The organism is Bradyrhizobium sp. WYCCWR15520 (genome assembly GCF_056174665.1).
This window is the reverse complement of record NZ_JBWBWM010000018.1, coordinates 136,449-158,016: the sequence shown is the minus strand read 5'-3', so window position 1 is coordinate 158,016 and position 21,568 is coordinate 136,449. Positions and strand designations below refer to the sequence as shown.

Annotated in this window: 10 protein-coding genes (1 of these 10 running past the window's edge); 3 read left to right on the top strand and 7 right to left on the bottom strand. The window is 64.1% G+C overall.

Features of this window, described 5'->3' with window-relative positions:
* The first annotated feature begins 35 nt into the window (after positions 1-35).
* Positions 36-905 carry a 4'-phosphopantetheinyl transferase family protein gene (locus tag AC0QUY_RS21590; RefSeq protein ID WP_475388285.1) on the top strand — a complete coding sequence of 290 codons (870 nt, stop codon included), beginning with the start codon at positions 36-38 and terminating at the stop codon, positions 903-905.
* An 86-nt stretch (positions 906-991) separates the two neighbouring features.
* Here the strand turns inward: AC0QUY_RS21590 and AC0QUY_RS21585 are convergent, their stop codons facing one another.
* The 3 genes from AC0QUY_RS21585 to AC0QUY_RS21575 all read right to left on the bottom strand — a co-directional run bounded on the left by AC0QUY_RS21585 (position 992) and on the right by AC0QUY_RS21575 (position 5,309).
* Positions 992-2,290 carry a lysine N(6)-hydroxylase/L-ornithine N(5)-oxygenase family protein gene (locus AC0QUY_RS21585; protein ID WP_475388284.1) on the bottom strand — a complete coding sequence of 433 codons (1,299 nt, stop codon included), beginning with the start codon at positions 2,288-2,290 and terminating at the stop codon, positions 992-994.
* A gap of 23 nt (positions 2,291-2,313) precedes the next feature.
* Positions 2,314-3,315: a GNAT family N-acetyltransferase gene (locus AC0QUY_RS21580; RefSeq protein ID WP_475388283.1), complete on the bottom strand. Its 1,002-nt coding sequence runs from the start codon at positions 3,313-3,315 to the stop codon at positions 2,314-2,316.
* A gap of 290 nt (positions 3,316-3,605) precedes the next feature.
* Positions 3,606-5,309 (bottom strand): cyclic peptide export ABC transporter, encoded by a 1,704-nt coding sequence (locus AC0QUY_RS21575; protein ID WP_475388282.1) that lies wholly within the window; start codon positions 5,307-5,309, stop codon positions 3,606-3,608.
* Between the two features lie 302 nt (positions 5,310-5,611).
* Here AC0QUY_RS21575 and AC0QUY_RS21570 point away from each other — a divergent pair, with 302 nt between their 5' ends.
* On the top strand, positions 5,612-6,673 hold the full coding sequence (locus AC0QUY_RS21570; RefSeq protein WP_475388281.1) for a DUF2218 domain-containing protein: 1,062 nt from the start codon (positions 5,612-5,614) through the stop codon (positions 6,671-6,673).
* A gap of 64 nt (positions 6,674-6,737) precedes the next feature.
* Positions 6,738-7,562, top strand: a complete 825-nt coding sequence (locus tag AC0QUY_RS21565; RefSeq protein WP_475388280.1) for an ATP-binding cassette domain-containing protein — start codon at positions 6,738-6,740, stop codon at positions 7,560-7,562.
* A 21-nt stretch (positions 7,563-7,583) separates the two neighbouring features.
* Here the strand turns inward: AC0QUY_RS21565 and fhuB are convergent, their stop codons facing one another.
* From fhuB to AC0QUY_RS21545, 4 genes are all read right to left on the bottom strand, one after another.
* Positions 7,584-9,590, bottom strand: coding sequence for a Fe(3+)-hydroxamate ABC transporter permease FhuB (fhuB, locus tag AC0QUY_RS21560; protein WP_475388279.1), 2,007 nt, complete (start codon positions 9,588-9,590; stop codon positions 7,584-7,586).
* Positions 9,577-10,503, bottom strand: a complete 927-nt coding sequence (locus AC0QUY_RS21555; RefSeq protein ID WP_475388278.1) for an ABC transporter substrate-binding protein — start codon at positions 10,501-10,503, stop codon at positions 9,577-9,579. Before AC0QUY_RS21555 ends, fhuB begins: the two co-directional genes overlap by 14 nt.
* Positions 10,504-10,587: 84 nt before the next feature.
* Positions 10,588-11,580, bottom strand: a complete 993-nt coding sequence (locus tag AC0QUY_RS21550; protein WP_475388277.1) for an alpha/beta hydrolase — start codon at positions 11,578-11,580, stop codon at positions 10,588-10,590.
* Positions 11,577-21,568, bottom strand: partial view of a non-ribosomal peptide synthase/polyketide synthase gene (locus AC0QUY_RS21545; protein ID WP_475388276.1) — the 3' portion only. Its footprint extends 6,424 nt past the window's final position; only the last 9,992 of its 16,416 coding nucleotides appear in the window; the start codon falls outside the window, past its right edge — the gene reads right to left on this strand; it ends in the stop codon at positions 11,577-11,579. The genes AC0QUY_RS21550 and AC0QUY_RS21545 overlap by 4 nt, the downstream gene beginning before the upstream one ends.

The following is a 21,568-nucleotide window of genomic DNA, read 5'->3' as shown; positions in this document are numbered from 1 at the left end:
TCAGTTAGACGGATTCTAAGTCAGATCGCCTCCACGTGCGCATCAATACACCCGCGGATTGCATATGGTTGTGCAGAGGCGGCGAGCCAACTGACATGACGAATTTTCAAAAGGCAGCACACGGGCCATTTGCTGCACCGCTTTCGATCGATCAGGCAAACGCCTCCCTCGTGTGGTCGCTCGCTGTCAAATGCACGGCAGAGCGGGAACAATTACGCTTGCGATGCCTGTACGATGCAGGTTTCGCGCGCCCGATCGGACGGCTGAAGTCGGAAGAGATCGTTCTCTGGCTGGCGAAGGTAGCTCCGCCCGGCGACGTCGTCGCCGGCGAACCCGATACGCTCAGGGTCGGGCAAGCCATGCAAGTGCTCGATGCCGACGAGACCGATCGTCTGGCACGCTTCCTCCATATCGAGGATCGCATGGGCTATCTCGCCGCGCATGCGGGTGCGCGCCTGTTGCTCGGAGCCATCGCGGGACGGGCAGCCGACGGGTTGCGCTTCGAACAATCCGCGCTGGGCAAACCCGTGCTCGTTGATGCCCCCGCAGACCTCGACTTCAGCCTGAGCCACGCGAGAGGCGCTGTCGCCGCTGCAGTGGCACACATGCCGATCGGCGTGGATATCGAGCCCCTGCGGCAAATTGCAGATATGGACGCGATGAGCGAAATCGTCCTGGCGGCAGAAGAGCTTCGGGAGCTGGCGAAAGCCCCCGCAACTCTTCGCTCTCGCCTCTTCCTTCGCTACTGGACGCTCAAGGAGGCAATCCTCAAGGCCGCCGGCGTCGGTTTCACGATTCCACCTGACACATTGATCGTTGATGCGGGTTCGTCTCCTGCAGTGCTCTCCGTGCCGGCTGCACTTGGATCCGCAGCGCAATGGCGCGTGATCGCCTCAGCCCCCTGAAACCCGAAAGCAAGGCTCCTTGACAAGGCGGTCTCGCGGCCCGCTTCAAATCCTTGGCGCACGCCGCTCTGTCTATCCAATCGAACTTAGGCGATGAGTTCCCGGCGCGAAATCGTCGCAAGCAGCGATTCGGCGATTTCCTGCGAACGCACGGCAATAACTGAGAGCAGCGTATCGCTGAGGCCATGCGAAGCTTCCGAATATCCCTGGAGATGGATTTGCGGCCGAAACGCCGGACTGGTGACAAGCCTGTAGCTGCGATCCGGCACGCTGTCGCGAATGTAGCGTTGAATTGGCTCGAGAAACGCGTGCGGCGTTTCTCTGTCGTATCCGGTGGCGAGAACGACGGCATCATAGGTCGAGCGGCGATTTTCGCTCCCGAACTTGTCGACCAGGCTTATCTCGATCCCCTCAGGCGTAGCATGCACATCCGTAATTTCGCTACGCGGATGCAATGCTACTCTTGTCTCGCCGCCAACACGTTGCTGGTAGAGCAGTCGATATAGTTGATCGAGCAGATCGGAATCGACCACCGCATAATTCGTATTCCGGAAATTGCGAACGATAGCGTCCCGCCGCTCGGCAGACTGCGCATGGATGAAGTCGGTGTAATCAGGATTGAAAATCTCGTTGACGAACGGGCTGCTGTCGGACGGCTTCAAGGCATGGCCGCGAAAGATCAAATCGATGCGTGCCTGCGGGAAACGGCCGTGAAGGTCGACCGTCACTTCGGTTGCACTCTGTCCTCCGCCGATCACGGCCACGCGCGCTGTCCTGCCGTCCAGGCCGGCGCGCTCGACCGCATCCAGGTAGCGGCTGGTGTGGAACAATCTGGGATCGCCGGCCGCCTTCGCAAACACCTGCGGGACATACGGCTGCCCTCCCGCAGCGATCACCAGATTCCTTGCAAGCCGCACAGTTTCTCCGCCGGCAAGCGTCCGCGAATGAACCCGCAAGGACGTCACGGTTTGCCCGGCCGTCACCGGCTCGACGGCAACAATGGTTTCGCCGTAGGCAGCCCGAGACTTGAACTGGTCGGCGACCCACCGGAGATAGTCGTTGAACTCCAGTCTGCTCGGATAGAACGTCCGGCAATTGATGAAATCCAGCAAACGGCCACGCTTGTGCAGATAGTTCACAAAGGTGAATGGACTGGTCGGATCGCGCAGCGAAACCAGATCCTTGAGAAATGAGATCTGCATGTCGCTGCCCGGCAGCAGCATGCCGCCGTGCCAGGTGAAATGCGGCTGCTTTTCCACGAACAGCGGCGCGCATTTCAGACGTGACCTTCTGGCGCATTCGTCCAGCGCGATGGCAAGCGCAAGATTGGAAGGCCCGAATCCGACGCCGACGACGTCGTGCTCGATCGCAAGCTGGTGAGACATGAAGCCGCGCTCCGTTCAGGGCCTTAAGCCTTGGCCGCCGGAGCTGTGGCTGCGGGCAACCACAGCCGGTCGCCGAAGAAGCGCTCGCGCAGCAGCATGACGAGGGTGGCCCGCTTGTGCGGAAAATCGAAATTCTTGATTTTCGCGAATCCCGAAACTTCCAGATTGCGAAGCTGCTGCGAATGCGCCGCCGCCGGCTCGCCGACGATTCGCTGTGTTCGGCAATCGTCCAGGAACATGTAGTGCATCAGCGACGGTAACCAGGCGCTGATGTAGCGGCGCCCACGATAGGCGTCCTCGCCCACGACGACGTGCCAGCCACGATCGTAGTCGTCGGCATCGTAGAACGGCGCGATGCGATTTTCCCTGGCCCAATAGAGCTCGAAATAACCGAACGGCTCGTCATCGAAGCAGCCGATGAGCGGCAGCATATGTGGGTCCGCCAGAATGCCGGAGAGATAGCGCCGATGCTTTTCGGGATCGCCCGCCTCGTTCCAGAATGCGTCGACACGGGGATCGTTCATCCACCGGTGCAGCAGATGCAGGTCCTTGTCCAGGTCAGCGACGCGAAAGGAGATCACCTCGGCGAGCCAGGGTATGAACCGGGCATATACCTTGCCCACGGGCTTGGCCGGGCGCCGCGGATGACGCTTGCCGTCCGTCATCACATGAAGTTGCGGCATTGGCGGCTGTTCGGCATTGACCAGCCAATTATCCGGCCGCTGCATCAACAATTCCGGAAGCAGCACGGGCTCCGTTCCCGCCATGACAACGAGGCCATGGTTCATCAGTTCGCGCGCGAGAGATTCTCCGCCGGCCAGATCCAGCACAAGCCGGTCAAGGGTCGGCCGCCATCCGAACATGGCCTCTGCTGCCGCCGCAACCGCGGATATCGCGAGGTGCAGATCGTCCGGAGTATCCGATAGCTTCAGGCGATCCAGCGGCTCCTCGAGCCGCAGCCGCATCACCGTCGTGGCGCCCATGGCAACCCGAAGGTCTCCGCCGCCGTCCTGAACGACCGTCATTGCAGAGTGCGGTCCGATCGGAAACGCGCGGGGCCCAATTGCGGAGCTCGAAGCTTGATTCATCCGGCCCTCGCATCGCAAACGTGATTGCTCAAAACGAAACGCGATCTTCAGTCGCGCTTGCGATCTAAAGCACTCCCGCACAAGATGACAAGGCGTGCCACCACACGCAGTTTAGATTCCTTACAAATCTGACAAGACAGCGTCGCGAGACATCATGCGCTTTCGGTGGCATCCATCTCGCAAGAACATGAACTTCGATTCAAATTTCTCCCGAGAATAAAATAGCTCTAAAGAGACGTGCTGGTTGGAACCGATGACGACTTGATGACGTCATGCGCTATCGCTTCCCCGGCCAAAAGCTTGCCGTGGCGAAGTCGCACGAGATGATCCGCTACGCCGAAATAGCGATCGTCGTGCGAGATCACGATGATCGTCTTGCCCATGCGCTTCAGGTCGGGCAGCAATTCCGTGTAGAAGATGTGACGGAAGGCGGGATCCTGATCCGCGGCCCACTCGTCGAAAACGAGGACCGGCCGCTCCTCGAGCCACGCATTCATCAGCGCCAGCCGCTTGCGCTGGCCGGTCGAGAGGTCCGTCGTCGTAAACACGCCGTTCTCGACCGATACCTTGTGCGCGACCTCCAATCGCTTCAAGTAGCGTTCGGCGACCTCAGGCACCATTCCACCAGCCTGCAGAAGATCCTCAAACAGGTAATAGTCTGAGAAAATGGTGGTGAAGAGCTGCCGGTAGTCATCGCGCGTTTGTGTTTCGACCGCCCGGCCATCGCGCAGCACTGTGCCGCTCTGCGGTGCGTAAAGGCCGAGCAGCAGCTTGATCAGCGTGGTCTTTCCGCTGCCGTTCTCGCCGACAATGAAGACGATTTCTCCCCGGCGGACATGCAGGTCGATCGGCCCGAGAACGAAGGGCTCGCTGCCCGGCACAGCACGGAAGCTGTACGACACATTGCGGAGCTCGATCGATTCGATCCTGCCTGATCCATCCGGCGCGGCGGATGGCGCGGCCAGCAAGTCCTGTTCGGGCGTCGAGAACTGCTCCGAAAGATCGGCAATCCGCCGCATCGCCACCTGCGCACGGCCCAGGGATGGCAGGATGCCAATGACCTGATCGATAGGTCCCCGCATATAGAGCAGCACCAGAACGAACCCGCTCGAAACCGCGGCAGGGCTGTCGGGCCAGAAGGACGGTCGCAAGGTCAGCGCCACGCCGATCACGACGAAGAACAGCATCGTGCCGAGCGCCCGTGCCGTCACGAAGAGATTGATCGACTTGACCTGCACCGCGCTGATCCGGTCGACCGTACGTTGGAGCTGCTCGACATAGACGCGCTGGCGGCGCGCGCGGTTCAGCCGCAGCTCCTTCGCGCCCTCGGCGATCGCGCGATAATGCTTCTGCAGCTCGTCTTCCGAATCCCGGGCAGCGTTGAACCCCCGAACGCCCCGCGTTCGCGCAAATGCATGCGCAAGCGAACCGAGCACAATGACCAGCCCCGTAATGAGAAATAGCGGCCACGACAGCACCGCAAGGTAAACCATGCAACCGAGCGTGATGATGAGGGAGACGAAGAAGGAGGAAAAGAAGAACGCGAAATCGCTGATCGTATCGACATCCTGGGTGAGAACCGGGATCAGGCGATGCGTCCGATAAATTTCGAGCTGATCGATCGGGGCGGCCAGAATCCTGGCGGCGAGCGACTTGCGAAGTTCGGCAATGATCCGCTGGCCGACATAGTTGGCGCTGATATCGGCGCCGATGGAGCCGATCAGGATCAACAGGCACAGGCCCGCAAACGCGAGAAACAGCGTTGCGACGTCGCCTTGCGTCGCGTAGAGGCCGCGGTTGACCACCGCGAGCAATCCCGCAACGCTGGCGCCGCCGACGGCGCCGAGGACGATGCCGCCGAGCACGATCGGCCAGTATGGCCGCAGGAGATGCAGGATCTGCGCCGTCAGGCCGCTTCGTGGGTTCATCATGTGTGCCGCGCGCTGGAGTAGAGCTGAAGCGAACCTACACGGCCCGTCCTGGTACGAACAGCCTTGCTGGTGTGATGCGAATACATGATGGCAGCATCGCTATTCCAGAGCTTATTTTTCAGCCCTTTTCGATGGATTCTAATTTGTGATCGGCTGCGCGTTTAATAAAATGTGAGTGGTACCGCCTTTGCATCGCAGCCGACGAGCGAGTAGGACGTTGATCCGGCCGCTGTGTCGGGCCGCGATTTCAGGACATCGAAGCGCTTGCAGGCCAGCATCGGCCAGGCCGACTGGAGGACGACTTGGATTCGCTGATCTCGGAGACCCGCATCGCGCTTGCCGATGCCGCCGGCCTCGCTGCCCGGATGATCGATCATCTGGCCGAGCATGACATCGCCTTCGAGGACCAGGGCGGCCTGATGGTGGCGAAGCTGCCGTTTGGAACCAGTTCGCTCGCCGTCGAGGCCGAAACGCTCAAGATCCGCGTCGAGGCCAACGACAAGGGCAATCTCGAAATGCTGCGCTCGGTCGTCGCCTCCCATGTGATCGAATTCGCCGGCGACGAAGCGCCGACCATCGTCTGGTCCGGCCATGAGTCCGATGGCGGCACGCTGGCGAACTTCCGCGAGGTCCGCCTGAAGGCCGTAACCGATCTGACACCGCGGATGCGCCGGCTGACTTTCACCGGAGACGACATCGCGCGCTTCGTGAACGACGATGCCCTGCATGTCCGGCTGTATTTCCCGCCCGAAGGCCTCGCCAAGCCCGAGTGGCCATGGCCTGCCCCGGATGGACGTATCCTGTGGCCGGAACCTGACCGCAGACCGGTCACGCGCTACTACACGATCCGCCGCATCGATCTGCAGGCTTGCGAGATCGATATCGATTTCGTGGTCCATGATCATGCCGGACCGGGTTCGGCGTTCGCAGTCAACGCGCAAGCCGGCGCCATTTGCGGCATGGCCGGCCCGCTCGGACGAAGTATTCGTCCGGCGCGCTGGGTGCTGATGGCAGGCGACGAGACCGCCCTGCCCGCCATTGCGCGAATTCTCGAGACGCTGCCGGCAACGGCAACAGGCGAAGTCTTCATCGAAGTCGCCGACCGACTCGAGGAGGTCCCGCTGATCGCGCCTACCGGCGTATCGGTCCGCTGGCTGCATCGCGGCGACCATTCGGCCGGGACGACGCAGCTACTGGTCGATGCCGTCAAGGCCGTGCGATGGCCTGACCATCGCGACGTCTTTGCGTGGGTCGCGTGCGAAGCGCGGGCCCTGAAGGTGTTGCGAAATCATCTGCGCGAGGATCGAAAGCTCTCCCGCGATCAGCACCTGGCGGTCGCGTATTGGAGCCTGCGCCAGCCATGACGTCCCGACGCACGCAGGTCGGCGGGACGGCGCTCGCCTCGCACCGCATTGCAGGCCCCCTCTCATGCACGTAGTTCGACCAAACGAAATCGCGCAGGCTTCGCCTGATGTGCCCGCGTTCTTGTTCGAACTCGATCAGGTTGGCTTCGCGGTCGCGGGACGCGCATTGCTTGAACCGCTCACGCTTACCCTTCCCACGCGCAGCGTCGTGGGATTGATCGGGCATAATGGCTCCGGCAAATCGACCTTGCTGAAATTGCTGGCACGGCAGCAACCGAGTTCTTCCGGCACGATCCGCTTCGAAGGACGCGGCTTGCGCGAATGGAGCGATCGGGAGTACGCCCGCAAGGTCGCCTATCTGCCACAGCAGACGCCGCCTGCTGCCGGCATGCTGGTCAGGGAACTGGTTGCGCTCGGCCGCTATCCCTGGCATGGCGCGCTCGGCCGGTTTGGCGACGCCGACCGCGACAAGGTCGCGGAAGCCATGGCGCTGACCCACATCGAGCCGTTTGCGGACCGGCTGGTCGATACGCTGTCAGGCGGCGAGCGCCAACGGGTCTGGATCGCCATGCTGGTTGCACAGGATGCCGAGTGCCTGCTGCTCGATGAACCGACCTCCGCACTCGACATCGCCCACCAGATCGAGGTTCTGTCGCTCGTGAAGCAGCTCGCCCGCGAGCGCGATCTCGGCGTGGTCGTCGTGCTCCATGACGTCAACATGGCCGCGCGTTTCTGCGACGAGATCATCGCGTTGCATTCGGGCAAGCTGATTGCCCGCGGCACCCCGGACAAGATCATGACCCCGGCCGAGCTCGAAACCATCTACGGCATTGCGATGGGGGTGATGCCGTCGCCGGATCACGGCCATCTCATCAGCTTCGCGCGGTGACGATCCACGTTCACCGCGCTCTCATCCGCGTCGCGGACGCAACAGCCAGATGAGATAAGGCCCGGCGAGCATCATCGCGAAAATTCCGGCCGGCATCTGGAATGGAAATATCACCATGCGCCCGGCCCAATCCGCTGATACCATCAGGATAGCGCCGATCATTGCAGCCAGCGCTGCCTGATGAAGTGCGCGCTGCGCCCCCATCATCCGCGCCATATGCGGGGCGATGAAGCCGACCAGGCTCAATAGCCCCACCATCAGCGTCGCCGTCGCCGTCAGCAAAGCCGTCAGCAGCATGATGATGATGCGGCTTCTGCCCGGCGAGATGCCGACCGAACGCGATGCCGCCGGGCCGAGCGGCAGGATGTCGAGCCAGCGGGACAGCATCGGCACCATGACCAGCAGAATCAGCGCCGCGGCGGCAAGGACCAAGGCCTCGGCCGGACCGATCTGATACAGCGATCCCGTCAGCAACGACAGGAGCATGCCGATGCGGGGATCCCCGGTCGCCAGCGCCATGGCAATGATCGCGCCGAACGCCGCGCTCATGGCGACGCCCGCCAGCAGCACCCGTTCCGGACTGAACTCGGATCGCCGACTGAACAGCAGGACCAGTGCCAGCACGAGGAAGGCGCCGATCCCGCCCGCTGCAATCTGTGCCAGCCGCGTGTGAGCGGGAAACAGATAGAGAAGAACGATGACGCCCATCGCAGCGCCATAGCTGATGCCCATCACCTCCGGCGCAGCCATCGGATTTCCGGTCATGCGCTGCAGCAATGTGCCGGCCACGGCAAGCGTCGCGCCCGCCGCCATCGCCGACACCACGCGCGGCCAGCGCCATGGCCAAAACTCCTGGATACCGGCAAGGCCGCTCCAGCGCCAACCTTCGGATCCGACCCCGACGGCGAGCGCGATCCAGATGACGAACAGCAGCAAGGCGAGCGCGAACAGGATGATCCGCCAGGGATGATCGAGGCGTGGCGGAACGGATGGCGTGAGATTTCCGACCAGCACAGTGGCGCGTAACCGCGGCAGCAACATAAGCAACATCGGCGCGCCGATCAGGGCTGTCACTGCGCCAGCCGGCATTTCGCGATAACCGGGCGGGATCAGCAGCACAAGCTCGTCCGTCAGCCACAGCAGCAAGGCACCGCAAAGCGGGGCCCAGATCAGCCGGTCGCGAAACCGGCGCGCGCCTGACAGCATGACGATGGCCGGCGCAGCAAGGCCCACAAAGCCCATGACGCCGACCACACTGACAACCGAAGCGCTGAGCGCGATCGCAATCGCCAGCGCGCAGACCCGCGCTCGCGTCAGTCCGAGGCCGAGATTGCGCGCAGTCTCGTCGTCGAAACCGAGCAAGGTCAGCGGACGCACCATCGCCGCGATGAGCACGAAGGAAATGAGCAATCGCGGCGCCAGAAACGTCACGTTGTTCCAGTCCTGCTGATTGAGGAAGCCGGCGCCCCAGATGAACAGGCCGATCAGGTATTCGTGGTTGAGCAACACCAGCGCCTGGGTTGTCACGGCGCAGTAATAGGCGACGATCAGCCCGGCAAGCACCAGCACGACCGGCGATAGCGCACGCCTCCAGGTTAATCCGAACACACACAGGAAGGCAGCGAACCCGCCCGCCAGCGCAATCCACTCGCGGCCGAACGCGAGCAGCGACGGCGCCCACAGCGTCGTGATAGCCAGCGCCAGATAGGCTCCATTCAGGACGCCGAGAGTGCTCGGCTCAGCAAGCGGATTGCGCAGCACCTGCTGACAGACGGTGCCGGCGAGACCAAGGGCCGCGCCGGCCAGCAACGCCACCGCGATGCGCGGAAACACGGTGTAGTGCACGAGCATCTGCTGCGGGTCGTTGATCTCGGGCCGCCACAGCACCGATAACCATGCGCCAGCCGGCAGATATCCCGACAGATGCCGCCACGTCAGCGCAAAGGCCGCGGCAAACAGCAAGCCGATCAGCGCGGCCGGATGCATCTCGATCCCGGACCGGGCGGGCAGCGCGTCAACCTTGTTCATTGTTGTCCTGCGGCAAACGTTCGGCCAGCAGACGTGCGAAGCGCTCGGCCGCCGGCACGCCGCCATAGAAGAATTGATTGCCGAGCACCGTCAGCCGACCGGACCGAAGGGACGGCAGGGTCTGCAACACCGGACTCGTCTTGAGCAGGGCTTCGACATCGGCAACGCGCGAGCTCAACAGCACCAGTCGCGCGTCGGGAACCGCGGCGAGCACTTCGAGGCCGACGCTCGTGTGCCCCCACGGGCCGCTCTGCCCGGTCCAGGCATTCTTCAACCCGAATTCATTGAGCACCTCTTGATAGAGGCTGTTCGGGCCGAATACGAGCGCACGATTGCGCGCGATTTCGCTGACGAGATAGAGCAGCTTGCCTCCGCGTCCTCGAACCTGTTCGCGATAGCCGGCCATGGCGACATCGAAACGCGCGAGATAGGCTTCGCACGCCACCCGGATGCCGAGACGCTGCGCAAGCTCCATCGTCGAACGGCGCGCGGTATCGAGGGGGTGCCCGCCGGGCTTGAAGATCGTGAACACCTCGACCGGGGCGACCAGCTTGAGCCGGGGCATGGCGGCCGTGATGCTGGGATCGATGATGATGATGTCGGGCGCCAAACTCTGCAGCAGCTCGAGATTTGGCTCCGAACGCAGGCCGATCTCCTGAACGCTTGACGGAACAGCCGGCTCGACGACGAGCCTGCCGTAACGCTCGATCTCCGGAACGACCAGAGGCACCATGCCGAGCGCCAGTATCGTCTGCGCACAGGCCCAGCCAAGTGCGGCAACGCGGGGACCGGATGGCGATCCACCGCCTTGTGCAAATGCCATCGGCAAACCACCGGCAAGCGCCGCGCCGCCGATGCCCGCTTTCAGAAGCGCACGGCGGGATAGTCTGTAGTCGGAGACAAACGTGCTCATGGAAATCCGGCTCAGGAAAGCCTTGCAGCGAAGCCGCGGAGGGTAACAGTCATGACATACCGCCATTCCCGCTGCATTTCCATATCAGGCCGCCTTTTCGCCGGCAGAACGAAAAGCGTTGGCCAGCGCCTGCCCGATCGCCGCCCGCGCCTGTAGGGCATCAGCCACGACGTTTCCCATACGCAGGAATTCATGGATCATTCCCGGATAGATCTGCAGATCGGCGGGAACGCCGGCGGCGCGGAGCCTTGCTGCGTAGTCGCGTCCCTCATCCACCAGGGGATCAAATTCGGCCAGCACGATGAGCGCCGACGGCAGTCCTGAGAGATCTCCGGCGGCGAGCGGCGCAAAGCGCCAGTCATCGCGGTCGGCATCGTCGCGAAGATATTGCCGGAAGAACCAGTCGACGGTGCTGCGTTCCAGGAGATAGCCGGAACCGTACCGCTCGTAGGAATCCGACGTTTGCCGGGGACTCAGGCCAGGATAGGCGAGAACCTGGAGCACGGGCTGCGGCAGGCTTCGGTTCGCCTTGGTTTCGATGGCGAGCGCTGCGGCAAGCGTCCCGCCGGCGCTGTCGCCGCCGATGGCGACGCGGCCGGCATCCAGTCCCGCCGCGAGGCCCTCGCGACCGATCCAGGTCAGCGCATCGACGGCATCCTCGAAGGCGGTCGGAAACTTGTACTCGGGTGCAAGCCGGTAGCCGACCGACAGCACGGCCGCGCCGCTGTCTTCGGCAAGGCCGCGGCACAAGGGCTGATGGGAATCGAGACTTCCGACGACAAAGCCGCCGCCATGCATATAAAGAAGAATCGGCACCGGATTGCGGCTGCTTGGCTCCGCCTGCGCATAGAGCCGCGCGTCGATCGTCGCGCCATCGCGCGTCGGCAGCGAGAGTTGACGTTCATGGCCAAGCGCCGGCGGATCGACATCGAGCAGCGGCGAGGACGCATCGAAATCGGCCCGCGCCTGAACGGCCGTCAGTTGCGGAAACGGGATGCGGGCACCGCTTTCGGTCCCCGCCTGCACCATCTCGAGCAGTGCGGCGATGTCTGGATCAAGATTCATGGGATTGCTCATTCCGCCGGCTCCGGAACCGTGTCCTGCGATGCCATCGATGCTGCCTCCGGCACAAGCAGTCCGCAGATCTCGTCGAGCAGGCGCGCATCCCTGAGGATCGTGAAATGGTTGTCTCCGACGACGCCACGATCGACGGCGTCAGGCAGTTGCGTCTCCAGCCGATCGCGCTGTGCCAATCGGCTCGATGTCCACCAGCACAATGGCCTTGCCGCAAGACGGCGCGGCGGCGTTGCGTTCTGCGTCAAGATTTTGAGATGTCGCCCGACGGCAAAAGCACCGGCTATGTCGTCGACGCCGAGTGACCTGTCGTCCGTCGATACTCCCTCCCCGGTCATCTGTGCGATCAGATGCCGGACGCTCTCGGATGTCTCCGGTAGATCAGCGCGTTTCGCTGCTTCGACATGCGAACTGGTGCGCACGGCGGCCGCGGATTGCGGAAGTACCGCAGACAGCAATCCCGCGAGATCATCGGTCCAGTGGACTGCCGCTTCCTGCCGGTTGGATCCGCCTTGCCGTTGCAACACGAAACTGTCGACCATGGCAAGACACGCCACGCGCTCACCGGAACGTTCGAGCTCGGCGGCAACGAGGGTGACAAGAAGGCCGCCGAGCGACCAACCGACCAGACTGTACGGCCCATGTGGCTGCACCTGCCTGATCTCGCTCGCATAGTCCGCGGCCATCGCGTCAAGCGAGCGGTCGCTCCACGAACTGTCGACCAGCATTCTCGACTGCAGCCCGATCACCTGCCGGCGCCCTTCGAGGCGGCGCGCCAGCGGCCCATAATCGAAGACGGTGCCGAAGCCGCCATGCACACAGAACACTGGCTGCACACCACGAACCACCGCGTTCAGCGGCAGCAGCGCCGATGGCGCCGGCGCAGCGGTGGAAGCCGCGGCGCCGCTATCGGCAAGCAGCGCTCGGATCGTCGGCTTCTGCAGGAGATCGCGCAGCTTGAGCTCGATACCGAACGTTTTGTCCTGCCGGAGCCGGGCCACGACCTTGAGGCTGAGAATCGAATTGCCGCCGAGTTCGAAGAAATTGTCGGTGACACCGACCTGCGGCACCTTGAGGATGTCGGCCCACAGTCGCGCCATCGCGGTTTCGACGGGTCCTTGCGGAGCAACGAAGCTTCGCGCTGCCGCATCAGGCGCCGGCAGCGCACGCCGGTCGATCTTGCCGCTCGACAAGACCGGCAGCCGCTCCAGCACCATGATCCGCGCCGGCACCATGTAGACCGGCAAGGCCTGTTTCAGGAACGAGGTCAATCTCTCAACCAGGGCGTCGGCGGCATCTGGCGATGCGTCCTTTGCCGGCTTCGGCGCGACATAGGCAACGAGCTGATTTCCTGCCGCACCCGGCAGCGCGACCACTGCCGCCTGCTCGACCTCCTCATGGCGAAGCAGCGTGGTCTGGATTTCTCCAAGCTCGATCCGGAAGCCGTTGACCTTGACCTGGTCGTCGCTGCGGCCGAGATACTCGACGGTGCCGTCTTCGCGCCATCGCGCGAGATCACCGGTGCGGTACAGCCGGGCCCCCGGCAGCGCCGAGAATGGATCAGGCACGAACCGCTCGGCGGTCATGCCCGCCTTGCCGTGATAGCCGCGCGCGAGTGCAAAGCCGCCGAGATAGAGTTCACCGGCAACACCGGCAGGAATGATATTGAGTGCGCCATCGAGAATGTAGGCGCGGCGGTCGCCGACCGGCACGCCAATCGGCGCGTACGGCGTATCGCATTCGCCCGTGGCATCGACCTTCCAGACCAGTGGCGTGACAACGGTTTCCGTCGGCCCGTAGCCATTGATCAGGATCCGCGGCTTCAGGACGCGCCTGACCTTGTCGAAGCCCGCCTTCGGCATCGCCTCGCCGCCGAACGAGTAAAGCTTGACCGGCGGTGGGTTGCCGGTCTGCTCGACCGCTTCTGCGACCTGCTGCAGATAGGCCGGCGGCAATCCGATATGGCTGACGCGATGCGCATACAGGTTCTCGACCGTCTGCTCCGGCGTCCACAGTTCGGCGTCACGCATCAAAAGCCGCCCGCCATGCGACAGAACGGTCAGCCAGCGTTCATGAGCGCCATCGAAGGCCAGCGAAAGGAAATGCAGCTCGCACGAGCCCTCGTCGATCTCGTAAAGGCTGCCCGTGAGGTCGCAATGCATGGCGAGCGGCCCGTGGGCGACTGCCACGCCTTTGGGCGTTCCCGTCGAACCGGACGTGTAGATCAGGTAAGCGAGGCTTTCGGGATGCAACTCCGGCTGCGGCGCATGGTCCGGTCCCGCATCGAAATCGAATGTGGAAAGCGAGATTCTTGCAAGACGATCCATGCCACCTTCGACGTCCACCTGCCCCGTCAGCAGGAACGAGATCCCGGCATCGCGCATGACGAACGCGCGCCGCTCGGGTGGAAGCTCCGGATCGAGCGGAACATACGCCCCGCCCGCCTTCAGCACAGCCAGCAGCGCAACCATTGTCGCTTCGGTACGTTCGACCACGATGCCGACACGCTGCTCGGACCTGAGCCCGCGGGCAATCAGATGATGGGCAAGACGATTGGCCTTGGCGTCGAGCGCGCCGAATGAGAGTACCTTGCCGCCGATGGTAAGCGCCGTCCGTTCAGGATGGCGCTTCGCATGGCGGCTGATCGCCTCATGCACCGGCGGCAGCGGCACGGCCGGCGTCGCGTGGCGATTGCAGTTCCCGACGAGAGCGGCGTCGATCTCCGTCACGGGATCGATGCTGCCAAGCATTGCCGTTGCGTCCCGCGTCAGCGCGACAAGCAGATGTTCGAACTGCGCCTTGATCTGCACCGCCTGTGCCGCCGTGAAATGGCTCGGGATATAGGTGTACTCGATCTGCAGTGTGTCCTCGACGAGCACTGACAGGTCCATCGGATAGTTCGTCACGTCGACATTCTTCAGACCGCTGAACTGCAGCGAACCATCGCCTTGGTGCATGCTGCGTTCGATCGGATAATTCTCGAACACGATGATGCTGTCGAACATCGTCTGCCCGGCGCGACCGGCCCAGCCCTGAATGTCGTAGAGCGGCGTATGCTCGTAGTCGCGGATCGCCGAATTGCGGTCCTGCAGCGCGCGGAGCCATTCTCCGACCGTGCTGGCGAACGACGGTGTTTCGATAACCGGCAGCGTGTTGATGAAGAGTCCGAGCATCTGCTGCGATCCGTCGAGATTGGCCGGGCGGCCGGCGACGGTAACGCCAAACGTCACGGTCTGCTGGCCGGTATAGCGTTGCAGCAGCAGGGCCCAGACGCCCTGAACGATAGTGTTGAGCGTGATCCGCTCACGGCGCGCGAACGCCTTCAATTCTGCGGTCGCCGTCTCTCCAAGCCGTGTATAGCAGCGCTCATGGCCGGATGCCTGGTGGCGGCGCGAGCCGAAGGCATCGGCCAGTTGCGTCGGCTCATTGAAGGCCTTGAGCTGTTCGCGCCAGAAGCTTTCAGCCGCCTTGGCGTCCTGTGCCAGCAGCCAGGCGATGTAATCGCGGTAACGCGTCGGGTTCGCTGCAGGCGCGCCGCCGTAGTAGTATTGCAGAACTTCGCCGACGAACCTAGCCGAACTCCAGCCGTCCATCAGGATGTGATGATAGGTCCAGATCAGCCGGTAGAGGTCGTCATCGAGGCGCAACAGCCGCACGCGCTGCAGCGGCGGTGTCGAGAGATCGAACTCGGCGGCGCGTTCGCCGGCAAGCGCCGCCGCGATCCGTTCGTCGCTGATCGCCTGCCCGCGCCAGTCTTCCTGTTCGAACGGCGCGACGGCGTCGCGATAGACCGCTTGCAGCGGAGAGCCGGAAAGCTCGCGCCACAGGAATCCGGTCCGAAGCATCTGATGGCGCGCGGTCACCTCATGCCATGCCCGGCCCAGACGTTCGGGGTCGAGGCCGCGAATCTCGACGCTGACCTGGTTGACGTAGACGCCGCTGCCGGCATCGCGCAGACTGTGGAACAACATGCCCTGCTGCATCGGCGACAGCGGGTAGATATCCTCGATGCGGTTCCAGTCGAGACCAAGCCGCTCGAGCTGCTCGCTGGACAGCTCCGCGAGCGAGCCGCGTTCGGATGCCGGTGTGTCCTCGGCCGGGCCGACGTCGCGGGACAACGCCGCCAGCGCCTCGATCGTCTGATGCCGGAAGACGTCGCGCGGCTCGATCGATACGCCTTCGCGGCGCGCGCGGCTCACCATCTGCAGCGAGATGATCGAGTCGCCACCGAGCTCGAAGAAATTGTCGGTGACGCCGATGTCGGGCCGGCGCAGCAGGTCGGCCCAGATCGCAGCGAGCTTCGCCTCGGCCGGCGTGCGCGGCGCGATGTGCTCGGCTGACGCCGCGAGCTGATCCGGCGCCGGCAGCGCCTTGCGGTCGATCTTGCCGTTCGGCGTCAGTGGCAGCCGGTCCAGAACTACAATTCGCGCCGGCACCATGTAATCCGGCAGTACCGACGACAGCGCAGTCTTGAGCACCGCCGCATCCAGCGATGCCGCGCCGCTGACATAGCCGACGAGCTGGCGCCCCGCGCCGGCCTCACGCGCCACCACCACCGCCGAGCGCACGCCATCCTGCCCCAACAGCCGCGCTTCGATCTCGCCGAGCTCGATCCGGAAGCCGCGGATCTTCACCTGGTGATCGGCGCGGCCGATATATTCGAGCACGCCGTCGGACCGCCATCGCGCCACGTCGCCGGTGCGGTAGAGCCGCGATCCCGGCGGACCGAACGGATCGGGGATGAAGCGCTCCGCCGTCAGCGCGCCGCGCCGCCAGTAGCCGCGCGCCAATCCTGCGCCGCCGATATAGAGCTCGCCGGCAACCCCGACCGGCGCGAGGTTGAGGTCGTTATCCAGAATATGCAGCGTGGTGTTGCCGATCGGACCGCCCAAGACAGGGCGGTCGTCCTGTGCATCGAGGCGATGACGCGCCGACCACACCGTGGTCTCGGTCGGGCCGTACAGGTTCCAGACCTCGCCCGCCTGCGCCACCAGCCGCCGCGCCAGATCCGGCGGCAGCGCCTCGCCGCCAGCCAGCACCCGGCAGTTCGCCGGCAGCGATGATCCGTCATGGTCGAGCAGCATCCGCCAGGTCGAGGGTGTCGCCTGGATCACGGTGACGCCCTGCCGGGCGACAATGGCCTTCAGCCGGGCCGGATCATGCGCGGCCGCGCGATCCGCCAGCACCACGCACGCCCCGAGTGTCAGCGGCAGCCACAGCTCCAGCACCGCGATGTCAAACGACAACGACGTCAGGCCGAGCACGCGGTCCATGGCTGTCATGCCCGGCTGCTCCGCCATGGTCGCCAAAAAGTTCGTCACCGCGTCGTGGCGAACCATCACGCCCTTGGGGACCCCGGTCGAGCCCGAGGTGTAGATCACATAGGCGAGGCTTTCGGAGTGCACGGCAACATCAAGATTGCCTTCCCCGCTCTCGCCTTCCTGCTCGTCGAGCAGCCACGTCTCGGCGCCGGTCTCCTCCAGCACCGGAGCGAACTGAGCGAGCAGCGCGCTTTGCGTCAGCACCAGCGCGGCGCCGCTGTCGCGCAGCATGTGCGCCAGCCGCTCGGCCGGATAATCCGGATCGAGCGGCAGGTACGCCCCGCCCGCCTTCAGCACCGCCAGCAGCGCGACCATCATCTCGACGCCGCGGTCGAGCGCCAGCCCGACCACGACATCGGTTCCGATGCCGCGCTCGCGCAGCCGCCGCGCCAGCCCGTTGGCACGTGCATTCAACAGGCCATAACTCAACTCCTCCTCGCCAAACACCAGCGCAATTGAGTCGGGCGATTGGCGGACCTGCGCTTCGAATTGTGCGACAATTCCCCGGCGCGGCTCATCGCCTCGCGTGCTGTTGGCCCGGGCGAGTAGCGCATCATCCGCGGGATCGTGGGCCGCGACCGTGCCGATCGGCCGATCGGCATCGATGCTCAACGCCTCAATCAGCCGCACAAAAGCACGTTGCAGCCGCGCGATCTGCGCCTCATCGAAATGCCGGCGCTGATAGTTGAAGACCAGCCGCAGCCGTTCATCGAGCCCGACGCTCGCGAACAGCGGATAATTGCTGGTTTCGACGATCCTGGTCTCGCCGACACGGATCTGCCGGTTCTTCCCCATCAGCGCATGGTCGACCGGATAATTCTCGAATACCAGGATGCTGTCGAACAGCGGCCGTCCGGCACGCCCCGCGAGACGCTGAATTTCATAGAGCGGCGTCCAGCCGTTTTCACGCAAGACCAGATTGCGATCCTGCAATTCACGCAGCCAAGCGTCAACCCTCTGCTGCGGACCAACGTCGTCGACGACCGGCAATGTGTTGATGAACAGGCCGACCATATCTTCTCCGCCGGCGAGTTCCGGCGGCCGGCCCGACACGGTGACGCCGAAGCAAACCGTGCTCTGTCCGGTATATTGCCGCAGCAACTGCGCCCATGCGGCCTGCACCAGCGTGTTCATCGTGACGCGTTCGCGCGCCGCAAACCGTTGCAGCCGCCCGGTCAGCGCGGCATCCAGCTCCAGCGCGAGCATGCCGTGGCCGGACGATTCCCCGTCCACATGTTCGGCCAGGAAACTCGGCTCATCGAGCCTCGCCATCGCATCGCGCCAGAACGCCGCCGAAGCATCGCTATCCCGGTCCTGCAGCCACGCGATGTAATCGCGATAGCGATGCTGCAATGCCGGCAGCCGGCCTTCGCCGTTATGCTGCATCACCTCGGCGATCAGCCGCGCCGAGCTCCATCCGTCGAGCAGGATGTGATGATGCGTCCAGATCAGCCAATGACGATCGTCTCCGAGCCGGATCAGCCGCACCCGCTGCAAAGGCGGCCGCGACAGATCAAACCCCGCGGCCTGTTCCTGCCGCGACACATCGGCCAGCGCGGCGTCCAATTGGTCCTGATTCCACGCCGCAGCCCGCGCGCGCCAGTCCTCTTCGACAAACGGTACTTCCGCACGGTGATAGACAATCTGTTGCGGCGAGCCGGACAGGTCGCGCCAGACAAAACCGGTTCTCAGCACCGCATGGCGATCGCTGACCGCCTGCCAGGCGCGACGCAGACTTGCGGCATCGAGGCCGTGCATCTCCGCAGCAACCTGGTTGACGTAAAGTCCGCTCTCGCCGTCGTGCATCGCATGGAACAGCATTCCCTGCTGCATCGGCGACAAGGGATAGATGTCCTCGACCTCACGCCAATCGAGCCCGAGATGATCGATCTCGGCCTGGCCAAGGCCCGACAATGCCACATCCGACGGCGTCAGGCCGCGGGCGCCGCTGGTGCAGTGATCGACCAGCTCGCGCAGCGCCGCTTCATACAACGTCGCCAATCGCTCGATCGTCTCGCGCCGATAGCGCTTGCGACCAAAGCCGAACGAGAGCCGCAACTGGCCGTCGCGCACCGTGCCGTTCACGCTTAGCCAGCGCCGCAGCGGGCTCGATGCGTCGCGCGAGGGGCCCGCGCTCTCCGCTGCCATGGCGAACAATGCCGCCCCGCCGGTTCCGCCGTCGATCTGGCCGAGATAGTTGAAGGCAATCCTCGGCTCGGCGACGTCAGATAGCGCCGCGCGCTGTTCTTCAGAACCGAGATAGCGCAATACGCCGTAGCCGAGCCCGCGGCCGGGAATGCCGCGCAGCTCCTCCTTCACGCTCTTGATCAATGCGGACGGCTGTTGCGCTCCGCCGGCCAGCCGCACGGGAAACGCGGTCGTGAACCAGCCGACCGTGCGCGAGATGTCGAGGTCGCTGAACAGATCCTCGCGGCCATGGCCTTCCAACTCGACCAGGACCTCGTCCTGTCCGCTCCAGCGCCAGACGGCGCGTGCGAGGCCGGCGAGAAGCAGATCGTTGATCTGCGTGCGATAGGCGGATGGCGCGTCCCTCAACAGGCGCTGCGTCAATTCCTGTTCGAATGAGAGCAGCACCTCGTCGGCCTCGGCGATATGATCGATGCCGCCATGATCGTCATCGCAAGGGATGTCCGCTTTCACATGGCGCTCGACCCAATAGGACAGTTCCGTGGCCAGCGCCGGCGATGTTACATAGGTATGCAGCCGCTCACCCCACAATGCATAGGAATGGCTCTTCGACGGAAGCACCACCATGCCTTGCGCGAGTTGCGCATATGCGGCGGCAACATCTTCCAGCAGAATCCGCCATGACACGCCGTCGACGACCAGATGATGGATCGCGATCAGAAAGCGCTGGCTGCCATCGGCGACGTCGACGCCGACCGCACGTAGCAATGGCCCTCCGGATATCGAGAGGCTTGCCTGCGCCGACGAAGCCAGCGCCGTCACGCCCTCTCCATCGGCCGCACGTCGGACCCAAAGCAGATCCGCCGCAGTTGGCGCAACGCCGTGTTCCGCGCGCCAACCTCCCTCGCCTTCTTCGAAGCGAAGCCGCAGCGCGTCGTGATGATCGACCACGGCCGCTAGCGCGCGCCGCATGACATCCCAATCGAGGCGGTCCCTCGGCCTTAGCAGTATTGCCTGATTCCAGTGGTCGCGCCTTCCTGCGTCCTCGGCAAGGAAGCGGGCCTGAATCGGCAGCAGTGAATGCGGGCCGGTGACCTGCCCCTGATCGGCGAGCACCTCACTGTGTTGATCGGTGCGCGCTGCAAGCGCCAGCGCTTCCAGCGTCTGATGCTGAAACACATCGCGCGGTTCGATCAGATAGCCGGCGCGACGGGCCCGGCTCACCATCTGCAGCGAGATGATCGAATCGCCACCGAGTTCGAAGAAATTGTCGGCAAGACCAACGGCAGGCCGGGCGAGCAATTCGGCCCAGATCGCCGCAAGCGCCACTTCGGCGGGCGTGCGTGGTGCTTGGTACTCTGCGCCTTCGTAGACAGCGTCAGGCGCCGGCAGCGCCTGGCGGTCGATCTTGCCGTTCGGCGCCAGCGGCAGCCGTTCCAGCACCGCGATCCGCGACGGTACCATGTAATCGGGCAGAACGGATGACAGCGCCGTCCGCAGCGACGCTTCCTCAAGTTCGCCCGCGCCGCTGACATAACCGACCAGCTGGCGTCCGGCCCCGACCTCGCGCGCCACCACCACCGCGTGCCGAACACCGGGCTGTTCCAGCAGCCGCGCTTCGATCTCGCCAAGCTCGATGCGGAAGCCGCGAATCTTGATCTGGTGATCGGCGCGCCCGACATATTCGATCGCGCCATCGGCACGCCAGCGCGCCAGATCTCCCGATCGATATAGCCGCGCGCCGGGCCCGCCGAAGGGATCGGGAATGAAGCGCTCCGCCGTCAGTTTCCCGCGCCGCCAGTAGCCGCGCGCGAGTCCTTCCCCGCCAATGAACAACTCACCCGTCACGCCGGCCGGGGCCATGTTCAGTTCAGCATCGAGGATGCGAATTGCCGTACCCGGGATCGGCCGTCCGATCGGCACGCGCGCCGCATCGTCATCGCGGCAGTTCCAGAACGTCGCATTGATCAAGGCTTCGGTCGGGCCGTAGCGATTATCGAAGCGCACATCGGGGAACCCTGCCAGCACGCGCGCCTTCAGCTCCACCGACAAGGCTTCGCCGCCGGCAAACAAGCGCTTGAGCGACACGCAGCGTTTGGCTTGGGGCTCGGCAACGAAATGCTCGAGCATCTGCGGCACGAAATGCAGCGTCGTCACTTCATGCGCGATAATGGCTTCCACCAGAAGTCGCGGCTCGCGATGTGCGCCGGGCGCGGCAATCGCAAGCCGTGCGCCGGCCGCGAGCGGCCACAGGATCTCCCAGACCGAGACGTCGAAGCTGAACGGCGTCTTCTGCAACAAGGTCTCGCCGGCATCGAGGCGATATTCCGCCTGCATCCAGCCGAGTCGCGCAGCGAGGGCACGATGCGAGCAGGCCACGCCCTTGGGCATGCCCGTCGATCCGGACGTGTACATGACATAAGCCAGGCTATCCGGATGCATCGCGACGGCGAGATTGCGGGCCGGCTCGCCCGTCCAAGCCTCACTCTCTCCTTCGATGGTCCAGGCCTCAGCGACCGCTC